Origin of the sequence: Ancylobacter amanitiformis (assembly GCF_030814815.1) — a bacterium.
Lineage (GTDB): Bacteria > Pseudomonadota > Alphaproteobacteria > Rhizobiales > Xanthobacteraceae > Ancylobacter > Ancylobacter amanitiformis.
Genome location: NZ_JAUSVR010000001.1, coordinates 426,207 through 449,896, shown reverse-complemented (window position 1 = coordinate 449,896; position 23,690 = coordinate 426,207). Strand labels below are relative to the sequence as shown.

The following is a 23,690-nucleotide window of genomic DNA, read 5'->3' as shown; positions in this document are numbered from 1 at the left end:
TCTTGCGCATCGACGAAATAAGACATAAACATATCTTTATATCTTTTTCGGAGGCAACGTGTCCGGTTCCTCGCTCAATTTCGCGCCCCTGCTCGACGGCCTCAAGGCCGCCGGCGAGGACACGCGCCTGCGCCTCCTGGCGCTGATCGGCGAGGGTGAACTGACCGTCTCCGAGCTTACCGAGATTCTGGGCCAGTCGCAGCCGCGAATCTCGCGCCACCTCAAGCTGCTGGCCGAAGCCGGTCTGGTCGAGCGTTTTCGCGAGGCGAGCTGGGTGTTCTACCGCCGCGCCACCGAGGCGCCCGCCGCCGCGCTCACCGACGCGCTGATCGAGCTGATGGCACCGGACGACGAGGTGCTGCTGCGCGACCGCGAGCGGCTGGAGGCGGTCCGCGCCGCCCGCGCCGCCCATGCGCAGGAATATTTTCGCGCCCATGCCCATGAATGGGACGCCATACGCCGCCTGCATGCGCCCGAGACGGAAGTGGAATCGGCGATCCGATCGATCCTCTCCGGCGCGCGGATCGGCAGCCTGCTCGATCTCGGCACCGGCACCGGGCGCATTCTCGAACTGTTCGCCGACGAGATGGAGCGGGGCCTCGGCATCGATCTCTCGGCCGACATGCTCGCCGTCGCCCGCGCCAATCTGGAGCGCGCCGGCGTGCGCAACGCCACCGTCCGGCAGGGCGACATCTATAATCTCGCTCTGCCGCGCGATGCCTTCGACGTGGTGATCGTGCATCAGGTGCTGCACTTCCTGGAGGACGCGCCGCGCGCCTTGAGGGAGGCGGCCCGCGTGCTGCGCCCCGGCGGGCGCCTGCTGGTGGTCGATTTCGACCCGCACGACCTCGAATTCCTGCGCGAGCAGCACGCCCATCGCCGTCTCGGCTTTGCGCCGGAGATCATGGAGAGCTGGCTCACCCAGGCCGGCCTCGTGCCGCAGTCCCATCGCCTGCTGTCGCCCGAAAATAGTGGAAAACCGGGCGAAGGCAGGCTCACCGTCTCGCTCTGGCTGGCGCGCGATCCGCGCATCGCGCTCGCCGATGCCCCGCAGGGCAAGCAAGCCCCACCCGATAAGAAGGAGGTCGCCTGATGTCGTCCGAAGTCGAGCGTCGCAGCCGGCGCAGCGGGGGGCGGCCGATCTCCGTCTCCTTCGAGTTCTTCCCGCCGAAGACGCCGGAGATGGACGCGACGCTGTGGGCCTCCATCACCCGCCTCGCGCCGCTGGCGCCGAAATTCGTCTCGGTGACCTATGGCGCCGGCGGCTCGACGCGCGAGCGCACCCACGCCACGGTCGAGCGCATCGTCAAGGAGACCCGGCTCGCCCCGGCGGCGCACCTGACCTGCGTTTCCGCCGCCAGGGGCGAGGTGGACGACGTGGTGCGCGGCTATTGGGATGCCGGCGTGCGCCATATCGTGGCGCTGCGCGGCGATCCGCCGGGCGGCGTCGGCCAGGCCTATGAGCCGCACCCGCAGGGCTACCGGACGACCGCCGAACTGGTCGCCGGCATTCGTCGCATCGCCAATTTCGAGGTGTCGGTCTCGGCCTATCCGGAGAGGCATCCCGAGAGTGCCTCGTTCGACACCGATCTCGATATCCTCGCCGCCAAGGTGGATGCCGGGGCGACCCGCGCCATCACCCAGTGCTTCTTCGACAACGACCTGTATTTCCGCTACCTCGACAAGGTGCGCGCGCGCGGCATCGATGTGCCTATCGTGCCGGGCATCCTGCCGGTGTCGAATTTCAAGCAGGCGCGCAACTTCGCCGAAAAGACCGGCACCCATGTGCCGGACTGGCTGAGCGGGCGTTTCGAGGGGCTCGACGCCGACCTCGAGACCCGCAAGCTGATCGCCGCCGCCGTGGCGGCCGAGCAGGTGTTCGATCTCGTCGATCGCGGCGTGACCGAATTCCACTTCTACACGCTCAACCGCGCCGACCTCGTCTATGCCGTGTGTCACCTGCTGGGCATTCGTCCGCCGCAGGAGGTCGCGGCGGGGCAGGGCAACGGGCAGGCGGCGGCGTAGGGGCGGGGCGTCGAAAACCGCTCACCCCACCCCTCGTCACGTCGGGGAGAGGGGGCAGGTCCATCTGACGGAGAAGGCCTGATACAAGACAGAGAGAGCGGCATCTTCACCTCTCCCCGAGGGGAGAGGTCGCCGCGAAGCGGCGGGTGAGGGGGATGGACGGCAGGGTATTTCGAGCACGCCAGCTGCGCCGGAACCAGACGGACGTCGAAAAGCTCCTCTGGTCCCGCCTTCGCGACCGGCAGCTCGATGGCTGGAAATTCCGGCGGCAGGAGCCGATTGATCGCTTTACGGTCGATTTCCTCTGCGCCGACGCCAAGCTCGTGATCGAACTGGACGGCGGCCAGCATTCCGTCGAGACGGACGCAGAACGGAGCCGGATGATCGAAGCCAGTGGCTATCTCGTCATCCGCTTCTGGAATAACGACGTGAACGACAATATCGAGGGCGTTCTGGCGCGGATTCTTGAAATCCTGCGCGCGGATGCCCCTCACCCCAACCCTCTCCCGCACGGGGAGAGGGAGTAGGAGCCGCTCAATGTCCAAGACGATAGCCAATGCCGACACCCTCGAAGCCCTGCATCAGGCCGCCTCGTCGCGCATCCTCGTGCTCGACGGCGCCATGGGGACGATGATCCAGCAATTGAAGCTGGACGAGGCCGGCTATCGCGGCGAGCGCTTCAAGAGCTGGAACCGCGACCTCAAGGGCAATAACGACCTGCTCAACCTGACGAAGCCGGAGGCGGTGCGTGACATCCATCTCGCCTATTTCCTGGCGGGTGCGGATATCGTCGAGACCAACACGTTTTCGGGCACCACCATCGCCATGGCCGATTACGGCATGGAGAGCCTCGTCTACGACATCAATTTCGAAGGCGCCAAGCTCGCCAAGGAAGCCGCCAGGCTGGCGGAGCAGAAGGACGGCCGCCGCCGTTTCGTCGCCGGCGCCATCGGCCCGACCAACCGCACCGCCTCGATCTCGCCCGACGTCAACGATCCCGGCTACCGCGCCACCTCCTTCGACGAGCTGGCCACCGCCTATGGCGAGCAGGCCGGCGCGCTGATCGACGGCGGGGCGGACCTGCTGCTGATCGAGACCATCTTCGACACGCTGAATGCCAAGGCCGCCGTCTTCGCCATCGAGCGTCTGTTCGAGGCGCGCGGCATCCGCCTGCCGGTGATGATCTCCGGCACCATCACCGACCTGTCCGGCCGCACCCTGTCCGGCCAGACGCCGGCGGCGTTCTGGAATTCGCTGCGCCACGCCCAGCCCTTCTCCATCGGGCTGAACTGCGCGCTCGGCGCCAAGGAGATGCGCGCGCATATCGACGAATTGTCGCGCATTGCCGACACGCTCGTCTGTGCCTATCCCAATGCCGGCCTGCCCAATGAATTCGGCCTCTATGACGAGAGCCCGGAAGCGATGGCCAAGCTGGTCGGCGAGTTCGCCGCCTCGGGCCTCGTCAACATTGTCGGCGGCTGCTGCGGCACCACGCCGGATCATATCCGCGCGCTGGCGCAGGCGGTGGCGCCGCATGCCCCGCGCGTGGTGCCGGAAATCGAGCCGCGCCTGCGCCTGTCCGGCCTCGAACCCTTTGAACTGACGTCGATCATTCCGTTCGTGAATGTCGGCGAGCGCACCAACGTCACCGGCTCGGCGCGCTTCCGCAAGCTCATCACCAATGGCGACTACACCGCCGCGCTGGCCGTGGCGCGCGACCAGGTGGAGAACGGCGCGCAGGTCATCGACATCAACATGGACGAGGGCCTGCTCGATTCCGAAAAGGCGATGGTCACGTTCCTCAACCTGCTGGCGGCGGAGCCCGATATTGCCCGCGTGCCGATCATGGTCGACAGTTCCAAGTGGAGCGTCATCGAGGCGGGCCTGAAGTGCATCCAGGGCAAGGGCATCGTCAATTCGATCTCGATGAAGGAGGGCGAGGACGCCTTCCGTCATTACGCCCGGCTGGTGCGGGCCTATGGCGCGGCCGTCGTCGTCATGGCCTTCGACGAGCAGGGCCAGGCCGACACCTATGAGCGCAAGGTCGAGATCTGCGCGCGGGCCTACCGCATCCTCGTCGACGAGGTGGGCTTCCCGCCCGAGGACATCATCTTCGATCCCAATATCTTCGCGGTGGCGACCGGCATCGAGGAGCACGCCGGCTATGGCGTGGCCTTCATCGAGGCGGTGCGGGCGATCCGCCAGCAATTGCCGCATGCCCACATCTCGGGCGGCGTGTCGAACCTCTCCTTCTCGTTCCGTGGCAATGAGCCGGTGCGCGAGGCGATGCACGCGGTGTTCCTGTATCACGCCATCGCGGCGGGCATGGACATGGGCATCGTCAATGCCGGCCAGCTCGCGCTCTATTCCGAGATCGAGCCGGCGCTGCGCGAGGCGTGCGAGGACGTGGTGCTCAACCGCCGCGACGACGCGACCGAGCGCCTGCTGGCGTTGGCGGAGAACTTCAAAGGCGGGCCGGGCAAGGAGAAGCGCGAGGCCGACCTCACCTGGCGCACATGGGCGGTGGAGAAGCGCATCGCGCATGCGCTGATCAACGGCATCACCGATTTCGTCGAGGTCGATACCGAAGAGGCGCGCCAGGGCGTCGCGCGTCCGCTGCATGTCATCGAAGGCCCGCTGATGGCCGGCATGAACGTGGTCGGCGACCTGTTCGGCGCCGGCAAGATGTTCCTGCCGCAAGTGGTGAAATCCGCCCGCGTGATGAAGCAGGCGGTGGCCTATCTCATGCCCTTCATGGAGCAGGAGAAGCTGGATAACGGCATCACCGAGGATTCCTCGGCCGGCAAGGTGCTGATGGCGACCGTGAAGGGCGACGTGCACGACATCGGCAAGAACATCGTCGGCGTCGTGCTGCAGTGCAACAATTACGAGGTGATCGACCTCGGCGTCATGGTGCCGACCGCGAAGATCCTGGAGGTCGCGCGGGCGGAGAAGGTGGACATTATCGGCCTGTCCGGCCTCATCACGCCTTCGCTCGACGAGATGGTGCATGTCGCCTCCGAGATGGAGCGCGAGGGGTTCAGCCTGCCGCTGCTGATCGGCGGGGCGACGACCTCGCGCGTGCACACGGCGGTGAAGATCGCCCCGCAATATGTGCGCGGGCAGGCGGTCTATGTCACCGATGCCAGCCGCGCGGTGGGCGTTGTTTCGGCCCTGCTGAACGACAATTCGCGCGCCGACTATGTCGCCAATGTGCGCGCCGAATATGCCAAGCTGGCCGACGCGCATGCCAAGTCCGACCGCAACAAGGTGCGGGTGAAGCTGGGGGATGCGCGCGCCAACCGCCTCGTCCTCGACTTCGACGCCTACCAGCCGCCGGTGCCGGGCTTCATCGGCACGCGGGTGTTCGAGAGCTACGATCTCGGCGAACTGGTGCCCTATATCGACTGGTCGCCCTTCTTCCAGTCCTGGGAACTGGCCGGCCACTTCCCGGCCATCCTCGACGACCCGAAGGTCGGCATCGCCGCGCGCGCCCTCTATGACGATGCGCGCCGGATGCTGGACCGCATCATCGCCGAAAAATGGCTTACCGCCCGCGCGGTGGTCGGCATCTGGCCGGCCAACACGTTCGGCGACGATATCGTGCTCTATGCCGACGAGACCCGCTCGGCGGAACTGGCGCGGCTGCACACGCTGCGCCAGCAGATGGGCAAGCGCGAGGGCCGGCACAATATCGCGCTGGCCGATTTCATCGCCCCGGCGACGACGGGCGTGACCGATTATGTCGGCGGCTTCTGCGTTTCCACCGGCTTCGGCGAACACGAGCGCTCGGAGGCCTTCAAGGCGGCCTATGACGACTATTCCGCCATTCTCCTCAAGGCGCTGGCGGACCGCCTCGCCGAGGCCTTCGCCGAGCGCATGCATGAGCGGGTGCGCCGCGAGTTCTGGGCCTATGCGCCGGACGAGGCGCTGGGCAATGACGGGCTCATCCAGGAGGCCTATCGCGGCATCCGCCCGGCGCCGGGCTATCCCGCCCAGCCCGACCATACGGAGAAGGCCACCCTGTTCAGCCTGCTCGACGTCACGCCCCGCATTGGAGTGGAACTGACGGAGAGCTTCGCCATGTGGCCGGGCGCGGCGGTGTCGGGCCTGTATTTTGCCCATCCCGAGGCCGCCTATTTCGGCGTTGGCCGGATCGAGCGCGACCAGGTCGAGGATTATGCGGCGCGCAAGGGCATGAGCGTGGAAGAGGCCGAGCGCTGGCTGGCGCCGGTGCTCAATTACGATCCGGTCAGTCACAAGTCCGTCGCGGCCGAGTGAACCCATGGTCGCGCTGAAGAAGGACGCGCGGCGGGTGTGGCATTGGGCGCTGCTCGGCGTGCTGGTCTGGGCGGCGCTGGCCTATATCCTGCTGCCGCGGCTGTGGACGCATCACGAGCGCCAGCCCGGCATCCGGCACATGCCGATGGTGACGCAGACCAAACAGGGCATTCCCGGCGACCCGATCGATGTCGGTCTGGTCGGGGCCCGCGAGGACGTGATCCGCGCCCTGTACGCGGCAGGCTGGACGGCGGCGGACCCGGTGACGCTGAAGTCGAGCGTCGACATCATCGGCTCGGTGCTGCTGGACCGTCCGGACCCGCAGGCGCCGGTCAGCCCGCTCTATTATGACGGGCGCGTCGAGGATCTCGCCTTCGAGAAGGAGGTCGGCACGAGCGCCGATCGTCGCGACCATGTGCGGCTGTGGAAGGTGCTGGATCGCGGCGCCGAAGGCCGGGCTGTGTGGCTCGGCTCGGCGACCTATGACCGCGGCGTCGGCCTCAGCCATTATACCGGCGCCGTCACCCACCATATCGGCCCGGATGTCGATGCGGTCCGCGACCTGCTGGTCGATGACCTCAAGAAAGCGGGGGTCGTGCGCGAGGTCTATCAGGTGACCGGGCTTGGCCCCACACTGTTCGGGCGCAATGGCGGCGGCGATCCCTATTATACCGATGGCGAGATCTGGTTCGCCGATCTGATGCCGGACGGGCAGAAGAACCCCGATCCACCCACCCTCATTGCCCCGCCGGCGGCGGTCGGCATCAAGGATGCGGTGTGGAGCACGGTGGCCGGGCTGGTCGGCCCGCAATAGCGACGCCGGCGCGGCAGCCGGGGACGGCGTTCGCGGGGAGGGCAAAGCCGGTGGAGGTCTCGCCCGCTGAAAACGACGAAGCCCCGGACATGCGGGCCCGGGGCTTGCCGATCATGGTCCTGACGGGCGCTGGAGGCCGGATCAGAACTTGTAGTTGACGCCCATCTTCAGCGTCTGCAGGCTCACGTCGGCGCGGGTATTGGTCGACCCGTTCCAGCTGATATCGCCGAGATCCGTGTAGAGATACTCGCCCTTGACAGTCCAGTTGTCGGTGACGGCGTATTCGATGCCGCCGCCCAGGGTCCAGCCCCACAGCGTCTCGCTGGCCGAGTTGCTGCCGCCCAGGAGCGGCTGCAGGTTGCCGTTGAGATAGCTGTTCCAGCCCTCGGAAACCTTCACGTTGCCCCAGGCGAGACCGCCGGTGACATAGGGAAGGAAGCGATCCATGGCATAGCCCATGCGCGCCCGGACCGTGCCGAAGGACTCGATCTCGGTCTCGATGCTGCCGAACTGCTGGTCGAAATTGCCCGGGCTGGTGCGGACGCCGAAATAATCAAGGTTGCCCGTGATCGAACCGAACTGGAAGTCGGCTTCCGCGCCCAACACGACATTGTTGGCGAACTGGTAGTTATAGCCGAACTGGAAGCCGCCGAACCAGCCCTCGGGATCAGCCGCCCCGCCATAGCTGTTCTGGTCCCAGCCCAGATACTTGTAGTTGAGATAATCGCGCCAGGGCGCGGAGCTTTCGCCCCAGCCATAGCCGAAATTGCCACCGAGATAGAAGCCGGTCCAGGTGAAGACCGGCGGTGCATAAACCATCGGCGCTGCCTTTACCGGATAGGCAAGGTCGGCGGCGAAGGACGGAACCGCAAGCGCGACGACGGCCGCGCTGCCGAGAAGAATTGCTTTGATACTCATGAATTACGCTCCCCCGAAGGATGAGCTGACCATAGATTTCTAGACTTAATAAACTGTAACGGGCTCTTGCGATTTTTGACCAAATGTATTTAGGCACAAGCCAAGATTCGCGCCGACACAGAGGCTGCCGGCGCATTCTCGGTCCTTGCGTCAATGGCCGTCATGGATCGCCCGTTCCAGGAATCGCGCGGCGCCGAGCGTGGTCCTGTCACGTCCGAACCGTCCCACCACCTGCACGCCGATCGGCAGGCCGCTGGCGCCGGTGAGGCCGGCCACGTTCACGCAGGGCGCGCCGGTCAGGGTCCACAGCCGGTTGAAGACGGGTGAGCCGGTCGTGGCATGTCCCGCCGGAGCTTCGCCGGTGGCGGAGAAGGTGAGGATGGCATCGAACCCGGCCGCGGCATCGGCCAGCGCATGGCGCGCGCGCCGCGAGGCGCGGCGGGCGGCGTCATATTCGTCGGGGGTCACGTGCCGGGCACTCGCGAGATAGCTGGCGAGCGTTTCCGACAGGTCGCCGTGGTGGCGGTCCCATTCGTCGGCGAAGGCGAGCGCGGCCTCGAAGGCCTGCACCGGGCCGCAGGCGGCATCGGCGGCCTCCACCTCGGCCGGCAGGTCGAGCACGCTGACGCGGGCGCCGGCCTTCCGCGCGGCACGCGCGGCGGCCTCCAGCGCGGCATGGGCGTCCGGCGCCGCGAGGTGGGCGCGCGCCGTGGTCACCAGTGCGAAATGCGGCACATGCCCGTCATCCGCCGGGACCAGCTCGCGCCCGCTGATGGCGGCGGCCGCGAAAGCCACATCCGCCACATGGGCGCCGAACAGGCCAAGCGTGTCGAGCGACCAGGCGAAGGGCTTGAGGCCGAGCACCGGCAGCAGCTTGAAGGAGGGCTTGTAGCCGGTGACGCCGCAGAACGAGGCGGGGCGGATGATCGAGCCGCCGGTCTGCGTGCCGAGGGTGATGGGCAGCATGCCCGCCGCCACCGCCGCCGCCGAGCCGGCCGAGGAGCCGCCCGGCGTGTGCGACAGGCGGCGCGGGTTGCGCGTCGGGGACGGCTGCAGGAAGGCGAACTCGGTCGTCACCATCTTGCCGGCGATCAGCCCGCCGGCCCGCACCGCCATGCGCACGATCGCCGCGTCCGCCACCGGACGGTAGCCGGCATAGATCGGCGAGCCGCGCCCGGTGGGAAAGTCCACCGTGTCGAGAATGTCCTTCACCCCCACCGGCAGGCCGGCCAGCGGGCGCTCGGCCAGCCCCGGGGCGCGGGCCTGCGCGAGCAGCGCATCGGCGTCCAGCGCCGCGAAGGCCTGCACGTCGGCTTCCCGCGTGCGAATGGCCTCAAGGCAGCGCTCGGCGACATCGAACGGGGTCAGGCGTCCGGCGCGGACGGCCTGGGCGAGGGCGACGGCGGAGAGCATCTCGGTCATGCCTCGCCTGTCGCATGCGCGCGAAAGTAGAGCAAGACCGATGTTCCGGTCCCTTGGGGGTGGCGGGGTAGGGCATTCGCGAGGGAACCGCCACGGCCCGGTTCGTGGCGCCGGTGTCCCGGCCCGTCTATGCTGCGCTGGGTCGGCGGGTCGGTCGATTCGGTTCCGGCAAGGGCAATGCGGGGCGCCACTTTTCTTCTGGTCATCAACGGCTTCATCGGCCTGTCCTTTGCCGCTGCGTTTCTCGGTCTGTCCTGGCGCTCGCGTCTCGAACTGGGGCGCTGGTGCGCCGCCGGCTTCGTGTCGGCCGCCGCGACGGTGACGGTGGAGGCGCTGGCGCCGCTCATCGCCTCGGCGCGCCTGCTGTCCGGCCTGTCCTTCTCGCTGCTGCTGCTGGCCCTGACGCTGATCGCGGCGGGGCTGACCCGTCATTACCGCCCCGGCCTGTCCGTGGCGCCCGCCGTCATCCTGTGGGCCGGCTGCACGCTGTTCAACGTCGCCGTGACCTATGATCTGCCGCGGGGAACGCTCACGCACGGGCTTGCCTATCAGGGGCCGTTCGCGGCGATGGCGGCTCTGGGCGCTGCCCGTGTGCTGGGCTCGGGCCGGCGCGGACCGTGGGACCGCCTGCTCGCCGGTATCCTAGCCATCGTCTCGCTGCAGTTTCTCGCCAAGGCCGGCGCGCCGCTGTTCAGCGATGGCGAGGCGGCGGATGTGCGCGGCTATGTGATGAGCGTCTATGCCTATTATTCGCAGACCCTCGGCGCGGTGCTGTCGCTGCTGCTGGGGCTCGCGCTGCTGGGGGTGATCGTCGCCGAACTGGTGGCGGAAACCGCCCGGCGGCTGGAGCATGATCACCTCTCGGGCGCGCTCACCCGCGCGGCCTTTCTCGATGGCGCCACATCCTTCACCGAGCGCCTGCGCTCCGATCGGTCCGCCTGCCTGGTCATGGCCGACCTCGATCGCTTCAAGTCGATCAACGACCGCTTCGGCCATGCCGCAGGCGACGAGGTGATCAGCCTGTTCGGCGCCGTGCTGCGCAACCTCGCCCAGCCGGGGGAATTGTGCGGGCGGCTCGGCGGCGAGGAGTTCTGCCTGCTGCTGCCGGATCTGGACATCCGGGAGGCGCCCGCGCGGCTGGAGGCCATTCGTGCCGCGCTGGCCAGCCGGACCTACCAGCTGGTGCCGGCCGGGGTGCGCGTCACGGCGAGTTTCGGCGTGGCGATGATCGGCAATGGCGAGGCGCTGGACAGCGTGATGCGCCGGGCCGACCGGGCCCTCTACGACGCCAAGGCGGCGGGGCGGGATGGCTACGTGCTGGCCGGCTCGTCGGGCGAAGGTGCCCGCCCGGCCGCGCTGCCCGGCTGGATCGACGGGTGAGGTGCGGGTCGTGCCGGCGTTCCATCGGCTTTCGTGATGGGTGGCCATGCGGAATTTCGTTTGATGCCTTGCCGCGGGAGAGGTAAGCGCGGATCCTCTCAAGTCGGGCGTGGGCGCTGTGCAATGAACATTCTGTCGATCCAGTCGTGGGTTGCCTACGGCCATGTGGGCAACGCCTCGGCGATGTTTCCCATGCAGCGGCTCGGCCATGAGGTGTGGGGCATCCACACGGTGCAGTTTTCCAACCACACCGGCTATGGCGCCTGGCGCGGCGAGGTATTTGGCGGCGGGCTGATCCGCGAGCTGGTGGGGGGGCTGGAGGATCGCAACGTGCTGCCGCGCTGCGACGGCGTGCTCTCGGGCTACATGGGCACGGCCGAGATCGGCGATGCGATCCTCGACGCGGTCGGCCGGGTCAAGGCGGCGAATTCCAGCGCGCATTATTGCTGCGATCCGGTGATGGGCGACGTGGGCTCCGGGCTGTTCGTTCGGGCCGGCATTCCCGAATTCATGCGCGCGCGCGCCGTGCCGGCGGCCGACCTCATCACCCCGAACCAGTTCGAGCTCGAAATCCTCGCCGGCCATGGCACCGGCACGCTGGCGCAGGCTCTGGCCGCTTGCGATGCGGTGCACGCCACCGGGCCGCGCGTCATACTGGTTACGAGCCTGCACACCGAGGAGACGCCGGCCGATTCCATCGACCTCATCGCCTCGGGCCCGGACGGGCGATTCCGCGTGCGCACGCCCCGGCTCGCCATTTCGGCCAGCGGGGCGGGCGATGCCATCGCGGCGCTGTTCTTCGTGCACTGGAAGACGACGCATTCCACCGCACAGGCCCTCTCGATGGCGGCGTCTTCGGCCTATGGTTTGCTTGCCCGGACCGTTGCCGCCGGCGCGACGGAGATTCTCACCGTCGCGGCGCAGGATGAATTCGTATCGCCGTCCCGCATTTTCACACCAGAGAAGCTCTGACCCATGGCCCGTCGCTTCGTCACGCTCGACGTTTTCACCGACCGCGCCCTCTCGGGCAATCCGCTGGCCGTCGTGCTCGATGCCGAGGGACTCGACGGCAATCAGATGCAGGCCATCGCCCGCGAGTTCAACCTGTCCGAGACGGTCTTCCTGGTGAAGCCGCAGGAGGAGGAGAGCCGCGCCCGGCTGCGCATCTTCACCGTCAATCACGAACTTCCCTTCGCCGGCCATCCCACGGTCGGCACGGCGGTGCTGCTCGCCATTCGCGACGGGGTCGAGACGTCGACAGCCTTCGTGCTGGAGGAGAATGTCGGCGCCGTGCCCTGCCATGTGACGGTGAAGGGCCCCCGGCTCGGCCATGCCATCTTCACCGTGCCGCGCGTTCCCGAAATCCTCGACGCCCAGCCGATGAGCGTGGAAGCCTGCGCCCAGGCGCTCGGCCTCGACACGTCCGATATCGGCTTCGACGATTACCGCCCGGTGGTGGCCTCGGCAGGCGTGCCGTTCGTCTGCGTGCCGCTGGCCTCGCGCTCGGCGCTGGCGCGCATCAGCCCCAGCGCGGCGCGGCTCATCGGCACGTTCGGCAGCGAGGCGGAATCGGTCTACGTGTTCTGCCGCGACGAGGATGGCGAGGGCGATTTCCGCGCCCGCATGTTCGGCGCCAACATGGGCATCGACGAGGATCCGGCGACCGGCTCGGCCGCCGCCTCGCTCGCTGCCGTGCTGCTGGCGGGCGAGAAGCCGGGCGATGGGTTCAATGCGTTCGACATCCTGCAGGGCGTCGAGATGGGCCGGCCGAGCCTGGTGCGGCTCGGACTGGAAGTGACGGGTGGCGCGCTCGCCTCCGTCACCATCGGTGGCGGCGCGGTGATCGTCTCCGAGGGCACGCTGCATGTGTGAGGCGGCGTGACGGCGGTGGTCGCCTATCGTCCGGTCATCGCCGAGATCGACCGGCTGGACATGCGGATCGATCGCGGGCCCTGCGGCTTCGTGGAGGAGAACCGGGCCGCGATCGAGGCGCATTTCGCCGAGCGCGTGCTGCGGCAGCCGAGCATCTGGAACGGGCGCGTGCTGGTGCTGGCCTCGCATCGGCTGGAGGCGGCCACGCTGACCGGCCGCTATGTCGAAACCGACTATGCCGCCCTGCTGTGGCTGCTCGGCCGCGAGCCGGCGCACCCGACGGCGCGCAACGGCTTCGCCATGGGCGCGCTGCGCGGGGCGGATGGCGGCTTCGTGCTGGCCCGCATGGCGCCCTGGACGGCCAATGCCGGGCGCATCTATTTCGCCGCCGGCACGCCCGACCCCCACGATGTCACCGCCGACGGGCGCGTCGACCTGGAGGCCAGCGTGTGGCGGGAACTGGCCGAGGAAACCGGCCTGTCGCTGCGCGACGCGACGCCGGCGCCCGGCTGGACCGCGCTGCGCGACGAGCGCCGCGTGGCGCTGCTGCGCCAGCTTGTCGCCCGCGACAGTGCCGATGATGTGGCTCGCCGCATCCGTGCCCATATCCACGCGCAGGAACGCTCCGAGATCGACGCGGTGATCATCGCCCGCGGTCCCGACGACATCCGCGCGGACATGGCGCCGTTCATCCGGGCCTATCTCGCGCATGTCTGGGGCAGCATGTCTGGGGGCAGGGCGAAAAGCCTGCGTGACTTTTCGGACTGAACAGTTCGAAAATGGCACAACGCTCGCATGTGCCGGCGCATAATGCGGTCGCGCAGGCGCGAGCCGCCGTTCTTCGTCGGGGAGATAGAGAGATGGTCGTGAAGTCGTCCGAAACACTGCCGCTTTTTTCGTCAGGCGTAATCGATCGACGGCAGTTGCTGGCGCTTGGCGCCGGCGCGGTCGCGCTTTCGGCCTTCGGTGGCGCGGCGCTGGCCGCCGCCAAGACCCGGCCGATCAAGGTCGCGGCGATCTACACCGTGCCGGTGGAGCAGCAATGGGTGTCGCGCATCCACAAGGCGCTGAAGGCGGCCGAGGCGCGCGGCGACATCACCTATAAATTCTCCGAGAATGTCGCCAACACCGATTACGAGCGGGTGATGCGGCAATATTCGCAGGAGGGCGCGGACCTCGTGGTCGGCGAGGTGTTCGCGGTCGAGCGCCCGGCGCGCAAGGTGGCGGCGGATTATCCGGGCACCGCCTATCTCATGGGCTCTTCCTTCGGTCCCACCAAGCCGAACTTCTCGGTGTTCGACAATTTCATCCACGAGCCCTCCTATCTCACCGGCATGGTGGCGGGAAAGCTCACCAAGTCGAACGTGATCGGCCTGGTCGGCGGCTATGCCATCCCCGAGGTGAACCGGCTGATGCAGGCCTTCATGGAAGGGGCGCAGTCGGTGAACCCGAAGGTGAAGTTCATCGTCACCTTCATCAACTCCTGGTACGACCCGCCCAAGGCCAAGGAAGCCGCCTTCGCCCAGATCGACAAGGGCGCGGACATTCTCTACGCCGAGCGCTTCGGCGTATCCGATGCCGCCAAGGAACGCGGCGTGAAGGCGATCGGCAACGTCATCGACACCTCCGCCCAGTATCCCGGAACGGTGGTCGCCTCGGCGCTGTGGCAGATGGAGCCGACCATCGACAAGGCGATCGCCGCGGTGACGGCGGGCAGCTTCGTCGCCGCCGATTACGGCCCCTACAGCTACATGGCCGAGGGCGGCGCCAGCCTTGCTCCGCTCGACCCCAAGCTGGTGCCGCCCGAAATCGTCGACCTCGTTCTCGTCAAGGAGAAGGAGATCAAGGACGGCCTGTTCCGGGTCAACGTGAACGACGGCGAGCCCAAATCGACGCTGTGACGTGCGCTGCTCCCTCTCCCCGGCGGGGAGAGGGGTGGGGTGAGGGGGTCTTCGACGCTCCGCAATGGCGTAGCCCCTCACCGACCAGCTTCGCGGGCCACCTCTCCCCATCGGGGAGAGGTTGAGAGAGTCCCCTCAGGCGGCAGCCACACCCATGCACCCCGACCCCCGCCCGCTCGTCCTCTCGCTCGCCGGCATCACCAAGCGGTTCGGCCCGCTGACGGCGAACGACCATATCGACCTCGACGTGCGGGCCGGCGAGATCGTCGCGCTGCTCGGCGAGAACGGCGCGGGCAAGACCACGCTGATGAGCATCCTGTTCGGCCACTATGTCGCCGACGAGGGCGTGGTGCACATTGCCGGCGCCGACGGGCAACTGGCGCCGCTGCCGGGCGGCTCGGCCGAGGCCGCGCTGGCGGCGGGCATCGGGATGGTGCACCAGCACTTCGCCCTCGCCGAGAACCTGACCGGCTTCGAGAACATCGTGCTCGGCACGCAGTCGCTGTGGAGCCTCGGGCTGCGGCGCGGCGCGGCGCGCGCCAAGCTGGAGCGGCTGATCACGGAGAGCGGGCTCGCCACCGACCTCGACGTGCCGGTGGCGCGGCTCTCGGTGGGCGAGCAGCAGCGCATCGAGATTCTCAAGGCGCTCTATCGCGATGTGCGCGTGCTGATCCTCGATGAGCCGACCGCCGTGCTCACCCCGCAGGAGGCCGACAGCCTCGCCGCGACGGTGCGCACGCTGGCCCGCAAGGGGCTGGCCGTCATCTTCATCAGCCACAAGCTGCACGAGGTGCTGGCGCTGTGCGAGCGCGTCGTCGTGCTGCGGGGCGGCGCCAAGGTGGCCGACCAGCCGACCCTTGGGGCGAGCCGGGCCAGCCTCGCCGAACTGATGGTCGGCCGCCCGATCCCGGCGCGCGAGCGCCCGCCGGCCAATCCGGGCGCCCCGGTGCTGGACCTGCGCGGCGTCAGCGTCGGCGCGCCGGGCCAGCGCGACCGGCTGGAGGGTGCCGATCTTGAGGTGCGGGCGGGGGAGATCGTCGGCATTGCCGGCGTATCCGGCAACGGGCAGGGCGCGCTGGCACAGCTGGTCGCCGGCCTCGCCAGCCCGCGCGCGGGAGAGGCGTTGATCGCCGGGGTGAGGGCCTCGCGCGCCGATCCCGCCGGGCGTATCGCGGCCGGCATCGGCCGCATCCCGGAGGACCGTCATCGCGACGGCACGATCGGCGCCCTCTCCGTGGCGGAGAATTACGTGCTGGAGACCATCGCCGCGCCCGAGAACCAGAGGGCCGGACTGGTCCGCCGCAGCGATATCCGGCGGCGGGCGGCACGGGCGATCGCCGATTACGATGTGCGCTGCCCCGGCCCGGACGCGGCGGTCCGCGCGCTGTCGGGCGGCAACATGCAGAAGGTGGTGCTGGCCCGCGTGCTGGAACGCGCCCCCCGGCTCGTGCTCGCCCACCAGCCGACGCGCGGGCTCGACATCGGCGCCACCACCGATGTGCACCGCCGGCTCATCGCCGCGCGGGACCGCGGCGCGGCCGTGCTGCTGATCTCCGAGGATCTCGACGAATTATTCGCCCTGTCCGACCGAATCGCGGTGGTGCATGCCGGCCATCTCTCCGCCGCGATGGACACGGCCGGGCTGGATATCCGCAAGGTCGGCCTGATGATGGCCGGCCACGCGGCGGAGGAGGCGGCATGATGGATTTCAGCGGGCCGGGCCGTTCACGCCACGCCTCATCCCGCTCCTTTCGCCGGCAGGGCGATGGAAAGGCGCGCGAAGCGGCCGTCCGGGCGCTCCTCTCCCTTTGTCCGCCCGAGCGCTTGCGCGGCGGGGTGGCTCCCTCTCCCGGCCGGGGAGAGGGATGGGGTGAGGGGGCACTGCGGCTTCGGTCGGGAGGACGGTCGTGATCCGCTTCATCCCGCGCGAGCGCACACCGGTCTGGCTCACCGTCGCGGTCTCGGTCGGGGCGGGGCTGGCCGCCCTGCTGCTCACCGCCATTCCGCTGGCGCTCTCCGGCGCGCCGGTGCTGGGCGCCTTCGTGCTGATGGCCAAGGGCGCGGCGGGCGACGGCTTCGCGCTGGCCGAAACGCTGACCCGCGCCACGCCGCTGATTTTCACCGGCCTTGCCGCCGCCGTGGCCTTCCGCGCCAGGCTGTGGAACATCGGGGCCGAGGGCCAGCTCTATGCCGGGGCGCTTGCCACCGTCGCGCTCGGTGCCGGGTTGATCGAGGCGCCCGCCTATGTGCTGGTGCCGCTGGTGCTGATCGGGGCGGCGCTGGCCGGTGCGGCGCTGCTCCTGGTGCCGGTGCTGTTCAAGACCCGCTTCGGCGCCGACGAGGTGGTGGTGACGCTCCTGATGAACTTCATCGTGCTTCTCTTCGTGCAGATGATGCTCGAAGGGCCGATGAAGGACGAGATGGCGATGGGCTGGCCGCAATCGGCGCCGGTGCTGGACGAGGCGACCCTGCCCAAGCTGATCACCGGGCTGCGCCTGCACTGGGGGCTGGTGATCGCGGTGATCGCGGCGCTTCTGCTGCATGTGTTCATCACCCGCACCGTGTGGGGCTTCCGTATCCGCGCGGTGGGCGAGAATGCCCGGGCGGCGCGCTATGCCGGCTTGCCCGTCGGCACGGCGATGGCGCTGGTCGGCCTGCTCTCGGGCGGGCTCGCGGGGCTGGCCGGGGCGAGCGAGGTGGCAGGGCTCAAGGGCTATCTCACCGCCGACCTCTCGCCCGGCTTCGGCTATGCCGGCATCGTGGTGGCGACGCTGGCCAATCTCTCCCCGCTGGGCGTCATCCCCTCCGCCATCTTCATCGCCGGCGTGTTCGTCGGGGCGGATTCGATGAGCCGGGCCATCGGCGTCTCGAACTATCTCGCCGATCTCGTGGTGGCGCTGTCGCTGCTCAGCGTGCTGGTGGGCGGACTTCTCACGCGCTTCCGCATCGTGCTCGTCCGCCGGGAGGCCGTGTGATGCTGTGGTCCGCGCTCGACATCCTCACCCAGGCCAATTTCTGGGCGGCGACCATCCGCATCGCCACGCCGCTGATCTTCGGCGTGCTCGGCGCGCTGCTCTGCGAGCGGGCGGGGGTGCTCAATCTCGGCATCGAGGGTATTTTCGTCGCCGGCGCCATGTCGGGCTGGCTGGCGGTCTATCTCGGCCTGCCGCTATGGGGCGGCGTGCTGGTGGCGGCCGCCACGGGCGCGCTGTTCGGGCTGCTGCACGGCATCCTGACCGTGCCGCTCGGCTTGTCGCAGCATGTCACCGGCATCGGGGTGACACTGCTCGCCACCTCGGTGGCCTATTTCGGCTATCGCGTGGCCTTTCCCAATGTCGCGACGCCGCCGCGCATCGAAGCCTTTCCCCCACTCGACCTGCCGGTGCTGGGCGATCTGCCCTTCATCGGGCCGATCCTCGCCCAGCAGACCGCCTTCACGGTGCTGGCCTTCGCCTGTGTCGGCGCGCTGGCGCTCATCCTCGCGCGCACGCCGCTCGGCCTCGCGCTCCGCGCGGTGGGCGACAACCCGGAAGCGGTCGAGGCGCAGGGGCTCTCCGTCGTGGGCCTGCGCCTCGGCGCGGTCATGGCGGGGTCGGCGCTGATGGCGCTGGGCGGGGCGTTTCTCACGCTCTCGGCCTTCAACGCGTTCTATTTCGGCATGATCAACGGGCGCGGCTGGGTGTGCATCGCGCTCACCGTCTTCGCCTCCTGGCGGCCGGGGAAAGCGCTGCTCGGGGCCTTGCTGTTCGGCGCGCTCGATGCTTACCAGCTACGGCTCCAGACGATTACCGGCGGGGCGGTGCCGAGCCAGATCTTCCTGATGCTGCCCTATGTTTTCTCCATCGCCGCGCTTGTCTTGGTCGCCCGCCGCGCGGACTATCCACGCGCTCTGATGAAGCCGTACTTCAAGGGACAGCGATGAGTGTCGATCTGCTGCTGACGAATGCCCGCCTGCCGGACGGCCGGACGGGTGTCGACATCGCCTGTGCCGACGGGCGCATCCTCGCGGTGGAGCCCGGCATCGCGGCGCAGCTGGGCGAGCCGGCGGGGCAGGTGATCGATGCCGGCGGCCGGCTGGTCGCGCCGCCCTTCGTCGATGTGCATTTCCACATGGACGCGACGCTCTCGCTCGGCCTGCCCCGGCTGAACCGCTCCGGCACGCTGTTGGAGGGCATCGCGCTATGGGGCGAGCTGAAGCCGCTGCTGACCCATGAGGCGGTGATCGAGCGCGCGCTCGCCTATTGCGACCTCGCGGTGAGCCAGGGCCTGCTCGCCATCCGCTCCCATGTCGATGTGTGCGACGACCGGCTGCTCGCGGTCGAGGCGCTGCTGCATGTGCGCGAGCAGGTGAAGGACTATATCGACCTCCAGCTCGTGGCCTTCCCGCAGGATGGCTTCTACCGGTCTCCCAACGCCCGGCAGAATCTCTATCGCGCGCTCGACATGGGCGTGGATGTCGTGGGCGGCATTCCTCATTTCGAGCGCACCATGGCCGATGGCGCCGCCTCGCTGCGGGAATTGTGCGAGATCGCCGCCGATCGCGGGCTGCGCGTCGACATCCATTGCGACGAGAGCGACGACCCGCTCTCCCGCCATATCGAGGCGCTGGCCTTCGAGACCGCCCGGCTCGGGCTCCACGGGCGGGTGGCGGGCTCGCACCTCACCTCCATGCATTCCATGGACAATTACTACGTCTCCAAGCTGATCCCGCTGATTGCCGAGGCCGGCGTCCATGCCATCGCCAATCCGCTGATCAACATCACCCTGCAGGGAAGGCACGACACCTACCCCAAGCGCCGCGGCATGACGCGGGTGCCGGAACTGCGCGCGGCGGGGGTCAACGTGGCCTTCGGGCAGGACTGCGTCATGGACCCCTGGTATTCGCTCGGCTCGGGCGACATGCTGGAAGTGGCCCATATGGGCCTGCATGTCGGCCAGATGACGGCACGCGAGGCGATGGGCTGGTGCTTCGAGGCGGTGACGACCAACCCCGCCCGCATCATGGGGCTGGACGGCTACGGGCTCGCGCCCGGCTGCCATGCCGATTTCGTCGTGCTGCAGGCGGCCGACCCGATCGAGGCGATCCGGCTGAAGGCGGCGCGGCTCTTCGTGGTCCGGCGCGGCCGCGTCATCGCGGAGGGCACGCCGCGCGTCTCGGCGCTGGATCTTCCCGGTCGGCCGTCGCTGGTCGATCCTGCCTCCTATGCGCCGCACGAGGGGGAGGGCGGCTAAAGTTTGCGGGCCTGCCGACGCTCGGTCACGTATCCTCAAGGGAGCCGTGCGAGTGTGTATTATCCCGGCGGGATCGAGCGAAGGCCTTCGTGCATGCCCAGTGATATCGGATCCGTTGCGTTCAAGGTCACGCCGATCCCGGAGTGCCGGACGGAAGGTTTCGAACTGCTGCACCGCCCGGTGTGGATCCTCGACATGGTCCGCATGCGAAAGCACTACGCCAATGCGGCGGCCCGCGCCCTGTGGCGGGTGGCGCCGGGCGAGGAGGAGGAGTTCTTCGCGCGCGATTTCACGCCGCACTCGGCGGCCATTCGCGCGCGTCTCGGCCTCACCATCGACCGTCTGCGCGCGGGCGAGGTGTTCACCGAGCGCTGGACCTTCTATCCCAAGGGGCAGCCCTTCACGGTGGATTGCCTGATGAGCCCGGTGCGGCTGCCGAACGGCAATGTCGGCATGCTGGTCGAGGCCACCATTCCGGAAATCGAGGCGGCCGAGCGGCGCGGGGTTGAGGCGCTGCGGCACACCGCCGTCATGGTCTCGCTCTATGACACCGAGGGCCGGCTGCTGTTCCGCAATCCGGCGGCGGCACGCTGTTTTCCGGACCCGGATCATCGTTTTCTCGCCCGGTTCTCGGAGGCCGATGAGGGCCAGACCCTGTGGCGGCGGGCCTTCGACCACGAGCCGGCCCGCACCGACGCCTTTCTCGGCAAGACCGTGACCGGCGATTTTCGCATGGTGACGGCGGCCGGGGAGCGCTGGCACGGGATCGACATCCGCACCACCACCGATCCGGTCAGCGGCAGTATCAGCATGCTGGTGAACGAGCGCGACATCACCGACCGCGTCGAGGCGCATGCGCGTTCGGACTATCTGGCCACGCATGATGCCATGACCGGGTTGATCAATCGCAGTCGCTTCATGGAGTTGCTGGAGGCGGCGATGCAGGAGCCGGGGGCGACCGGCGCGCTCATCACGCTCGACCTCGACAATTTCAAGGAGATCAACGACACGCATGGCCACGGGGCGGGCGATGTGGTGCTGCGGGAGATCGGGGCGCGGCTGCGCGCCAATGCGCGGACGCGCGACGTGTGCGCGCGGGTCGGCGGCGACGAGTTCGCCATTCTGCTGCCCGGAACGTCCGATCCCGAATTGCTGCTGCGCCGGGCGGCGGAGATCGACCTGCGGCTGAGTCAGTTGATCGTCGATCCGCTTTCCGATGGCGCGTTCACGCTCGCGGCCAGTTTCGGCATTGCCTGCTGGCCGCAGGACGGCACCAGCCCGGATGCGCTGCAGCGCAATGCCGACCTCGCGCTCTATGCCGCCAAGAGCGAGACCGGCCGGCGCGTCCGCCGTTTCGACATGGCGCTGCGCCGCACCGCCGACCAGCGCCACCAGTGCATCGAGGATCTCGGGCAGGCGCTCATCCATGACGCGTTCGAGGTGCATTTCCAGCCGATCGTCGAGCTCTCGACCGCACGGCTGGTGGGATTCGAGGCGCTGCTGCGCTGGCAGCACCCGGTGCACGGGATGCAGTTGCCGGACATGTTCGTCCCGGCGGCGGAGAGCGTGGGGCTGATGGCGCCGATCGGCCGGGTGATGCTGGGCAAGACCTGCGCGCAGGTCCGCGCCTGGCTGGATCAGGGGCTGGATCCCGGTCGGGTGGCGGTCAATCTCTCGGCCAACCAGTTCCGCGACCCGCGCCTCGCCGAGCAACTCATCGAGATGGTGGGCGCGGCCGGGCTCACCCCCGCGCAGATCGAGTTCGAGGTGCCCGAGACCGTGACTCTCGGCCGCCGCGGCGAGATGGTGCTGGCGGCGCTGTCCGCCCTGCGCGAGGGGGGCTTCGGCATTGCGCTGGACGATTTCGGCACCGGCCATGCCTCGCTCACCCATCTGCGCCGCCTGCCGGTCGGCAAGATCAAGATCGATCGCAGCTTCATCACCGACATGGAGCGCTCCGCCGACGATCGCGCCATCGTCCATGCGGTGGTGGCGCTGGGGCGAGAACTCGGCATGAAGGTGCTGGCGGAAGGCATCGAGAACGAGGGGCAGCGGGCGCTGCTGGTGTCGATCGGCTGCGATCTCGGGCAGGGATTCCACCACGGACGCCCGATGGATGCGGCGGCGGTGACGCACTGGCTCCGGCAGATCGCGACGCATCCGCCGGGTGCCGGGCTGCCGGCGCTCAGTTGCCCGGCAGAACCATCACCGTCGGCGTAAGCGGCAGCGTCTCGCGCGAGAGCACGAGCGTGGGGCCGGCCGAGCGCTCTATGGCATATTTGCTGCTCGCGAAGCGCTGCAGGAAGCGTTCCAGCGTGCCTCTGTTGAAATAGTGCATGGGTATCACCACCGGCGCTTCCAGCGCCTTCAGCACCTCGACCATGCCGTCGACATCGAGCGTGTAGCTGCCATCGACCGGGGCCAGCACCACGTCGATGCGGCCGAGCGCGCCGAGATCCTCCGGGGTCAAGGTGTGGTGCAGGTGGCCGAGATGGGCGATGCACAGATCCGCCGCGCGGAAGATGAAGATGGAATTGCCGTTGCGGATCGTGCCGCCTTCCCAGTCGCGGATATTGGTCGGCAGGTTGCCGACCCAGAGGTCGCCAATCTCCAGATCGTAGCGCGCCGCCTCGCGATCCTCGCGCCAGCCCTTGAGCACATGCTCGATGCCGGGATCCGGGTTGAGCGAGTAATGCGTCGAGTGGGCGCGGTTCATGGTGGCCACGCGCGGGACCGTGGCGGGGCGCACATAGTCGTTATAGTCCGTCACCACGCTGACGCCGCCGGCCGTCTCGATGAGGAAGGTCGAGTGGCCGACATAGGTGAGGCTGACCTCCCGCGCTGCGGGATAGGCGGCCGGCAAGGTCAGCGCGGCGCGGGGGGTGAGGAAGGGAGAGCGCGCCACCAGCTTGGGGCAGCGGTCGGCCTGCGCCTGCGCGGGCGCCACCGCGAAGGGCGCGGCCAGCGCGCAGAGCAGGAGAAGGCACACGGTCGCGACGCGCGTCATGACGAAACCCCGGTCTGGTGACGGGTTCATCATCAGGCGCACCGTGCGCCCGCGCGAGTAACAGTTTCGTGGCGGCGTGCGCGAACGGCCGCGCCGGGCCGCGCTCAGCGCAGGAACGGGTTGGTCCGCTTCTCCAGCGCGATGTTGGAGGCCGAGCCGTGGCCGGGCAGAATTGTGAAGGCGTCGCCGAGCGGGAGAATCTTGGTCTTGATGCCCTCGATCAGCAGCGCGGAATCGCCATAGGGAAAATCGGTCCGCCCGACCGAGCGCTGGAACAGCGTGTCGCCGACGATGGCGAGCCGGTTGTCGCGATTGACCAGCACGATATGGCCGGGCGTGTGGCCGGGGACATGCAGGATCTCGAAGCCGACGCCGCCAATGTCCACCGTGTCGCCCTCGCTCAGCCAGCGATCCGGCGTGACCACGCGGCCGGGAATGCCGGTGCGCTCGCCGGCGGTGGGCAGGTCGTCGAGCAGGAACCTGTCGGCCTCATGTGGGCCCTCGACCGGGATTTTCAGCGTCTCGGCCAGTTCGGCGGCGCCCGCGGCGTGGTCGATATGGCCGTGGGTGAGCACGATCTTCTCCGCCGTCACTTCCAGTTCCTCCAGCGCGGCGAGGATGCGCGGCAGGTCGCCGCCCGGGTCGATCACCGCCCCCCGCTTGGTGGTTTCGTCCCAGACGATCGAGCAGTTCTGCTGGAACGGGGTGACGGGTACGACGGCGACCTTCATCTCGGGCAAGATGGTGCTCCCTTTTCTGCAGGACTTCATAGCCGAACGCACCGCAATATCCGAATCAAGTTGACGCAATCTAATAAAGGTATTTAAGTAAAGCTGCA

19 protein-coding genes are annotated in these 23,690 nt (G+C 68.5%); 15 read left to right on the top strand and 4 right to left on the bottom strand.

What is annotated here, in order from left to right; all coding sequences use genetic code 11:
* Window positions 1–58 precede the first annotated feature (58 nt).
* The 5 genes from QOZ99_RS01960 to QOZ99_RS01940 all read left to right on the top strand — a co-directional run bounded on the left by QOZ99_RS01960 (window position 59) and on the right by QOZ99_RS01940 (window position 7,120).
* Complete coding sequence (locus QOZ99_RS01960; protein WP_306888195.1) at window positions 59–1,093, top strand: ArsR/SmtB family transcription factor; 1,035 nt, start codon at window positions 59–61, stop codon at window positions 1,091–1,093.
* Window positions 1,093–2,025 (top strand): methylenetetrahydrofolate reductase [NAD(P)H], encoded by a 933-nt coding sequence (gene metF, locus QOZ99_RS01955; protein ID WP_306888194.1) that lies wholly within the window; start codon window positions 1,093–1,095, stop codon window positions 2,023–2,025. The genes QOZ99_RS01960 and metF overlap by 1 nt, the downstream gene beginning before the upstream one ends.
* A gap of 155 nt (window positions 2,026–2,180) precedes the next feature.
* Window positions 2,181–2,552 (top strand): endonuclease domain-containing protein, encoded by a 372-nt coding sequence (locus QOZ99_RS01950; protein ID WP_306888193.1) that lies wholly within the window; start codon window positions 2,181–2,183, stop codon window positions 2,550–2,552.
* Window positions 2,553–2,562: 10 nt separating this feature from the next.
* Window positions 2,563–6,306: a methionine synthase gene (metH, locus tag QOZ99_RS01945; protein WP_306888192.1), complete on the top strand. Its 3,744-nt coding sequence runs from the start codon at window positions 2,563–2,565 to the stop codon at window positions 6,304–6,306.
* A gap of 4 nt (window positions 6,307–6,310) precedes the next feature.
* Entirely contained in the window at window positions 6,311–7,120 is an 810-nt protein-coding gene (locus tag QOZ99_RS01940; RefSeq protein ID WP_306888191.1) for an LssY C-terminal domain-containing protein, read from the top strand.
* A gap of 141 nt (window positions 7,121–7,261) precedes the next feature.
* Here the strand turns inward: QOZ99_RS01940 and QOZ99_RS01935 are convergent, their stop codons facing one another.
* Both QOZ99_RS01935 and QOZ99_RS01930 read right to left on the bottom strand, forming a co-directional pair.
* Complete coding sequence (locus QOZ99_RS01935; RefSeq protein ID WP_306888190.1) at window positions 7,262–8,038, bottom strand: outer membrane protein; 777 nt, start codon at window positions 8,036–8,038, stop codon at window positions 7,262–7,264.
* Window positions 8,039–8,188: 150 nt separating this feature from the next.
* Window positions 8,189–9,460, bottom strand: a complete 1,272-nt coding sequence (locus tag QOZ99_RS01930; protein WP_306888189.1) for an amidase family protein — start codon at window positions 9,458–9,460, stop codon at window positions 8,189–8,191.
* Between the two features lie 177 nt (window positions 9,461–9,637).
* On the opposite strand from QOZ99_RS01930, the gene QOZ99_RS01925 reads away from it, so the two are divergent.
* From QOZ99_RS01925 to QOZ99_RS01880, 10 genes are all read left to right on the top strand, one after another.
* A complete protein-coding gene (locus QOZ99_RS01925) occupies window positions 9,638–10,840 on the top strand; it encodes a GGDEF domain-containing protein (protein ID WP_306888188.1) in 1,203 nt (400 codons plus the stop codon).
* 123 nt (window positions 10,841–10,963) lie between these two features.
* A complete protein-coding gene (pdxY, locus tag QOZ99_RS01920; RefSeq protein WP_183190238.1) occupies window positions 10,964–11,812 on the top strand; it encodes a pyridoxal kinase PdxY in 849 nt (282 codons plus the stop codon).
* Window positions 11,813–11,815: 3 nt separating this feature from the next.
* Window positions 11,816–12,712: a PhzF family phenazine biosynthesis protein gene (locus tag QOZ99_RS01915; RefSeq protein ID WP_306888187.1), complete on the top strand. Its 897-nt coding sequence runs from the start codon at window positions 11,816–11,818 to the stop codon at window positions 12,710–12,712.
* A gap of 6 nt (window positions 12,713–12,718) precedes the next feature.
* Entirely contained in the window at window positions 12,719–13,480 is a 762-nt protein-coding gene (locus QOZ99_RS01910) for an NUDIX hydrolase (protein WP_306888186.1), read from the top strand.
* Window positions 13,481–13,572: 92 nt separating this feature from the next.
* Window positions 13,573–14,613, top strand: coding sequence for a BMP family protein (locus QOZ99_RS01905; RefSeq protein WP_306888185.1), 1,041 nt, complete (start codon window positions 13,573–13,575; stop codon window positions 14,611–14,613).
* A 154-nt stretch (window positions 14,614–14,767) separates the two neighbouring features.
* Complete coding sequence (locus tag QOZ99_RS01900) at window positions 14,768–16,315, top strand: ABC transporter ATP-binding protein (protein ID WP_306888184.1); 1,548 nt, start codon at window positions 14,768–14,770, stop codon at window positions 16,313–16,315.
* Window positions 16,316–16,520: 205 nt separating this feature from the next.
* On the top strand, window positions 16,521–17,588 hold the full coding sequence (locus tag QOZ99_RS01895) for an ABC transporter permease (protein WP_306888182.1): 1,068 nt from the start codon (window positions 16,521–16,523) through the stop codon (window positions 17,586–17,588).
* 2 nt (window positions 17,589–17,590) lie between these two features.
* Window positions 17,591–18,535 carry an ABC transporter permease gene (locus tag QOZ99_RS01890; protein ID WP_306888432.1) on the top strand — a complete coding sequence of 315 codons (945 nt, stop codon included), beginning with the start codon at window positions 17,591–17,593 and terminating at the stop codon, window positions 18,533–18,535.
* Complete coding sequence (locus QOZ99_RS01885; protein WP_306888181.1) at window positions 18,532–19,845, top strand: amidohydrolase family protein; 1,314 nt, start codon at window positions 18,532–18,534, stop codon at window positions 19,843–19,845. Before QOZ99_RS01890 ends, QOZ99_RS01885 begins: the two co-directional genes overlap by 4 nt.
* Before the next feature lie 93 nt (window positions 19,846–19,938).
* On the top strand, window positions 19,939–22,065 hold the full coding sequence (locus QOZ99_RS01880; protein WP_306888180.1) for a putative bifunctional diguanylate cyclase/phosphodiesterase: 2,127 nt from the start codon (window positions 19,939–19,941) through the stop codon (window positions 22,063–22,065).
* Here QOZ99_RS01880 and QOZ99_RS01875 read toward each other — a convergent pair.
* Together QOZ99_RS01875 and QOZ99_RS01870 are read right to left on the bottom strand one after the other, a co-directional pair.
* Window positions 22,031–22,852: an MBL fold metallo-hydrolase gene (locus tag QOZ99_RS01875; RefSeq protein ID WP_306888179.1), complete on the bottom strand. Its 822-nt coding sequence runs from the start codon at window positions 22,850–22,852 to the stop codon at window positions 22,031–22,033. The two genes, QOZ99_RS01880 and QOZ99_RS01875, sit on opposite strands and share 35 nt — an antisense overlap.
* Window positions 22,853–22,956: 104 nt before the next feature.
* Entirely contained in the window at window positions 22,957–23,583 is a 627-nt protein-coding gene (locus tag QOZ99_RS01870) for an MBL fold metallo-hydrolase (RefSeq protein WP_306888431.1), read from the bottom strand.
* Window positions 23,584–23,690: the final 107 nt, after the last annotated feature.

Coding starts and splice junctions, on each gene's coding strand:
- metF (WP_306888194.1), top strand. CDS start 1,093: ATGTCGTCCGAAGTCGAGCGTCGCAGCCGGCGCAGCGGGGGGCGGCCG.
- QOZ99_RS01950 (WP_306888193.1), top strand. CDS start 2,181: ATGGACGGCAGGGTATTTCGAGCACGCCAGCTGCGCCGGAACCAGACG.
- metH (WP_306888192.1), top strand. CDS start 2,563: ATGTCCAAGACGATAGCCAATGCCGACACCCTCGAAGCCCTGCATCAG.
- QOZ99_RS01940 (WP_306888191.1), top strand. CDS start 6,311: ATGGTCGCGCTGAAGAAGGACGCGCGGCGGGTGTGGCATTGGGCGCTG.
- QOZ99_RS01935 (WP_306888190.1), bottom strand. CDS start 8,038: ATGAGTATCAAAGCAATTCTTCTCGGCAGCGCGGCCGTCGTCGCGCTT.
- QOZ99_RS01930 (WP_306888189.1), bottom strand. CDS start 9,460: ATGACCGAGATGCTCTCCGCCGTCGCCCTCGCCCAGGCCGTCCGCGCC.
- QOZ99_RS01925 (WP_306888188.1), top strand. CDS start 9,638: ATGCGGGGCGCCACTTTTCTTCTGGTCATCAACGGCTTCATCGGCCTG.
- pdxY (WP_183190238.1), top strand. CDS start 10,964: ATGAACATTCTGTCGATCCAGTCGTGGGTTGCCTACGGCCATGTGGGC.
- QOZ99_RS01915 (WP_306888187.1), top strand. CDS start 11,816: ATGGCCCGTCGCTTCGTCACGCTCGACGTTTTCACCGACCGCGCCCTC.
- QOZ99_RS01905 (WP_306888185.1), top strand. CDS start 13,573: ATGGTCGTGAAGTCGTCCGAAACACTGCCGCTTTTTTCGTCAGGCGTA.
- QOZ99_RS01900 (WP_306888184.1), top strand. CDS start 14,768: ATGCACCCCGACCCCCGCCCGCTCGTCCTCTCGCTCGCCGGCATCACC.
- QOZ99_RS01885 (WP_306888181.1), top strand. CDS start 18,532: ATGAGTGTCGATCTGCTGCTGACGAATGCCCGCCTGCCGGACGGCCGG.
- QOZ99_RS01880 (WP_306888180.1), top strand. CDS start 19,939: ATGCCCAGTGATATCGGATCCGTTGCGTTCAAGGTCACGCCGATCCCG.
- QOZ99_RS01875 (WP_306888179.1), bottom strand. CDS start 22,852: ATGACGCGCGTCGCGACCGTGTGCCTTCTCCTGCTCTGCGCGCTGGCC.
- QOZ99_RS01870 (WP_306888431.1), bottom strand. CDS start 23,583: ATGAAGGTCGCCGTCGTACCCGTCACCCCGTTCCAGCAGAACTGCTCG.